We start from the raw sequence: 1,853 nt of genomic DNA, 5'->3' as shown, positions 1-1,853 counted from the left end.
GCCGTTGACGCGGTATAGCTAGAAGTCCGTTCACAGGGACAGACCGGAAGTCTGCGACCGAGAGGCAACAGAGGTTATTGACCCGAAGCTGACGTAATCGAGGAGGCGCCTTGGAGGTCAGCCTTAAATGGTGCTCAGCGGATCCCTGGGCCAGAAAATCCGGTACGCGGCCTTGAACTCGCTAAATCCTGATAGCTAACCGGTAGAAAAACTCGTCAAAGTATGAGGGGGGAAATGTGAACGCGCGACGTGCGCCGAATCAGCGAAACGGATTATTCTCGGTAAGATTGCCGATCCTCTCGGATTTCGCCGACCAGCGGGAACGCCACTATGAAGTTCTGGAAGTGGAGAATTTGGCAGTGGCGAGTTTGGCGCTGGATTGAGCGCGGTCTACACACAATCGCCTTCGTGTTCACCGTCGGCATCATCGCTTGGATCGTGGCGTTTGTCGGTCGCCCCGCGGAGAAAAGCGGCAGCCAGCCAAACTTTGCAGGCGGGGAGCAGCAGCAAAAACGGCTCGCGATATTCCTCGACGGCACATGGAACAGTGTCGATAGCAATACGAATGTTTGGCGCATGCGGGCGCTCACTGGCACGAAAAGCGCCGACGGCAGGCCTCAACTTGTCTACTACTCAATCGGCGTAAACGGGTTCATGGGGGGCGTCTTCGGCAAGGGGCTCGATGAAAACATCCGCCTCGCTTACGAGTGGCTCATCGAAAATTACAACGAAGGCGATGAAATCTTCATTTTTGGGTTTAGTCGCGGCGCGTTTACGGCGAGAAGCCTCGCTGGTTTGGTCGCGCTTGAAGGCATCCTGAAAGCAGGCTCGCCTATCGGCATCGCCGAACTTTTCAGTCGCTATCAGAAGGGAAACGAAGAAAGCATCTGGACGTTGAAGGACAAGGAAGCTGCCGGCGACGCAAACAAGCTGACAGACCAAGAAAGATGGTTGCTCAAGTACTCCCAACCCACGAAGGTGAAGGTCGTCGGCGTGTGGGATACCGTCGGTTCGGTCGGCTTGGCGGCCGGGGATATTCCAGGAATCAGCCGGTCCAAATTTGATTATTACCAGACAGGTTTATTCCTTCCAATCCAGAATGGCTATCACGCGCTTGCCATCGACGAGCACCGTCGTGACTTTGCTCCCACCCTTTGGACCGTCCGCCATCGCAAGGAATCGGGCATAGCCGGCCCGCCGCCGCGCGCGCTTTCCAACGTTGAGCAGCGTTGGTTCGTCGGCGCCCATGCTAACGTCGGCGGAGGCTATGAGACCGACCTCCTTGCCCAAGCTCCGCTGCACTGGATGATGGCGAAGGCGCAAGCACACGGACTTTCGTTCCGTTCGGAAGTCATTTTCGACGGAGACGCCGTGAAAGCGCGCATTATTGACTCGTACCACTCATTCGTAGAGGGAGCGTATTCCATCGTTTCCTCGCCCCTGAATCGGGTCATCGGCGCAGAGCCGGATGTCCAATCGAACGGAACGCATACCACGGTCAACGAGACGATCGATGCAAGCGTTTTCCAACGGTGGCAGGCCGATCCAACTTATCGCCCACCAAGCCTTGTCGAATGGGCGAAGCGCAAGAATGTCGATCCAGTCCGATTGCAAACGTCAATACGTGCTGACGATCCTCGCGTGACTGTGCTCAACCAATAGGGGATCGGGCGAGACGTTAGGTCTGCTTCTGGCCCAAATGGGAAGTCCGCGCGGGTTCAGAAATGGTCTGCTTATCGGGGTAGACCGGAAGTGACTGATCGCCCTTCCAAGCGGAACTTATGACCCAAGGCGGAAATATGCGCTGGTTGGTCTGAAGCTGGGAGGCCGTTACGCGCACCTGGCCGGCGCGT

The 1,853-nt window shown here is 56.7% G+C and carries 1 protein-coding gene; it reads left to right on the top strand.

All coding sequences use genetic code 11. From position 1 onward, the window contains the following. Positions 1–330: 330 nt before the first annotated feature. Positions 331–1,662 (top strand): DUF2235 domain-containing protein, encoded by a 1,332-nt coding sequence (locus tag OZ411_RS42745; RefSeq protein ID WP_282532767.1) that lies wholly within the window; start codon positions 331–333, stop codon positions 1,660–1,662. Positions 1,663–1,853: the final 191 nt, after the last annotated feature.

The sequence above is a fragment of the Bradyrhizobium sp. Arg237L genome (assembly GCF_029990105.1).
Taxonomy (GTDB): Bacteria; Pseudomonadota; Alphaproteobacteria; order Rhizobiales; family Xanthobacteraceae; genus Bradyrhizobium.
The sequence above is the reverse complement of the archived record's forward strand: the minus strand, read 5'-3'. Positions and strand labels throughout refer to the sequence as shown.